This is a genomic window from Clostridium sp. OM02-18AC, assembly GCF_003481825.1.
Lineage (GTDB): Bacteria > Bacillota > Clostridia > Lachnospirales > Lachnospiraceae > Brotaphodocola.
In genome coordinates, this window is sequence record NZ_QULW01000039.1 from 1 (window position 1) to 1899 (window position 1899).

The 1899-nt window shown below is 42.7% G+C and carries 2 protein-coding genes and 1 pseudogene; all 3 read right to left on the reverse strand.

Features of this window, described 5'->3' with window-relative positions:
* Positions 1-231: IS200/IS605 family transposase (tnpA, locus tag DXB18_RS15965; RefSeq protein ID WP_118708896.1), on the reverse strand; the 231-nt coding region annotated here is incomplete at its 3' end.
* Between the two features lie 161 nt (positions 232-392).
* Positions 393-584: an ABC transporter permease subunit gene (locus DXB18_RS16645; protein ID WP_347560911.1), complete on the reverse strand. Its 192-nt coding sequence runs from the start codon at positions 582-584 to the stop codon at positions 393-395.
* Between the two features lie 811 nt (positions 585-1395).
* A pseudogene (locus DXB18_RS16785) lies at positions 1396-1527 on the reverse strand (LacI family DNA-binding transcriptional regulator); the annotation flags it as partial.
* Positions 1528-1899: the final 372 nt, after the last annotated feature.

The window sequence follows — 1899 nt, forward strand, 5'->3', positions numbered from 1 at the left end:
AAACTTACTCAGTTCCGATTTTGGATGAGCACGGAACATGATGTGAACATGGTCCTGATCATGATTCCATTCTTCCAGGATAATGTGATAGTTCGGAGCAATATGCTCAAATATTTCTTTTGCCCGATTGGAAATCGGATCATTCAAAACCTTTTTTCGGTATTTTACCACCAGAATCAAATGGTAATATAATAAAAATACCGAATGTGCATTACTATCCAATTTTCTCATAGAAATCAGCCTTTCTTATTATTTCGACTGATTATATTTTATCATATATTTCTCTATATGTCTATAATTTTATCGAATGTATGTTCTTTTTCTGTCAGCACAGATATGTGCACTATCGAATCATGCCAGTTATTGCATATCAGGAATCAAAAGCAGGCAATTCATCCCACCACCTGAAGAGGATGGGGGAATTCTTGCAGTGTTACGTTAAAATTGAGAACGATCACAGACAGAACAATCGGCATAAGGATCGGAAGAATTACCTTGCGCATTGTATAAAATGGTTTTGCTCCCATAACCTGAGCTGCTTCCTCCATGTTGCCGTCCAGTCCGATAAAGCCCGCGCGGATCATACGGTAAGAAAACGGAATCTTGATGAAGCTGTTCCGGCTGTGCCTGCTTCTCACCGCTTTCTCCAATGAGTGTTTCTGCAACAGCCCGCCCCAGCAGGCCGTAATTCAGTTCATATTTCCGGTAATCCTGCTCCGGAAGTGATGTCACGGAAGATAGCGTAAAAATCGGAATTGGCTGCTCAAGAGAAAAATTCTCCACCACATGCCGGATTTTTTCTGCAAACCGTATATTGCTTGTCACTACAGCATCATAATCCTCTTCCTTCATCAAAAGGTCGATCATGGAATGAGAAACACGGCGGTTATCTGTTGTAATATGTGTATATTTTACTTTTCCACCACGGAACCAGCTGCACAGTCCTCTGCTGAAATCATGCTCATTGGAAAAGCGCATGGAATCTGTGATGACTGCAATGCGATGAAAATCCTCTGAGATCACTTTTTCAGCAATCCGTTTTCCTGCCAGTTCATAATCAAATCCAAAATACGGATAATGTTCTGCCCCGTGCCGTTCGACAAAACACAGGTTTTCAAATCCGGCATAGGCTTCCCTGCACTCTTCCTGATTCATGCAGGTGACTGCTGCAACTCCAAATGCCATCACTGCCTTAGCTCTCTGGAGCATATCATATTCGCTTTTGCGATTATTATTTGTAACCAATAACTCTACAATAAACCCCCGGACCTCTGCATAATTTTTCAGGCAATAATAAAAATCCCGATAATTCCGGTTTTCCATGGAAGGGACGATCACACAGATGATATTTCCGCTTCCCTTGCGAAGAATCCTGGCCCTTTCATTTATCGTATAGCCCAGCCTGCGCGCTGCTTCTTCCACCGCACGGATTTTTTCGCTGCTGACATTTCCCTTACCATTTAAAACATTCGACGCTGTTCCCTGTGACACTCCTGCAAGCTTTGCAACATCGATGATCGTTGCCATCTTCTCCCCCCTGACATCCTGCTTTTATCGTAACTGTTCATCCGCATATCCGTGCAGCAAAGGCACAGGTCTGCTGAACAGTTTCCTTTTATCCATATTGTAGCAACCCGCTGTGCAAAAAACAAGAATGACTTCCGGATTTACAAACTGCGCTACAAATTATATAATAGAGCCATTGCAGCAGCTGCGCCTCCCTGCGCAGCTGCCAAAACATGATTTCAGAAAGGATTTTTACCATTGATTACAAAGCTCATTGAAACCGTTTATGCCTTTTTGTGGGGTGATCTGTTTACCCTTCCGGTCATGGGAAGCTCGGGAGTTTGACACATCAAAATTAAAAAGGATACCGCAAAGCCTTGAAACAGGCTTATT

What these genes read in the sequence shown, in the direction of transcription:
- DXB18_RS16645 (WP_347560911.1), bottom strand. Translation starts at nt 584, where the DNA reads ATGATCCGCGCGGGCTTTATCGGACTGGACGGCAACATGGAGGAAGCA.